This is a genomic window from Algoriphagus lutimaris, assembly GCF_017051705.1.
GTDB classification, from domain to species: domain Bacteria; phylum Bacteroidota; class Bacteroidia; order Cytophagales; family Cyclobacteriaceae; genus Algoriphagus; species Algoriphagus lutimaris.
Genome location: NZ_JAFIDJ010000046.1, coordinates 1 through 282, shown reverse-complemented (window position 1 = coordinate 282; position 282 = coordinate 1). Strand labels below are relative to the sequence as shown.

1 protein-coding gene is annotated in these 282 nt (G+C 42.2%); it reads right to left on the bottom strand.

From position 1 onward, the window contains the following. Positions 1-282, bottom strand: a 282-nt coding sequence (locus tag JYB62_RS19730) for a BamA/TamA family outer membrane protein (RefSeq protein WP_205647103.1), incomplete at both ends; no start/stop codon positions are given.

The following is a 282-nucleotide window of genomic DNA, read 5'->3' as shown; positions in this document are numbered from 1 at the left end:
GATAGCGTCTGAAACCCCTCAGATTATCCATGCCTCCGAGGATTTGCCCTTGGAAGAACTCAAAATCCCCCCAGTTTTTACCTGCACCAAATCGGGAAGCCCAAACCACTCGAGAAGGATATTTAAATGACCAGTACAAAGCCAATTCGGTATCAAAGCGAGTGAAATTTCCTGAAGCAGGATTCAATCCCCAACTTCTTTTCAAGTGATTTTGAAAATGAAATCCTCTGGTTGGAATATTTGGATTGTCTCGTTTATCAAAATCCAAGTTTGCCGAGATTC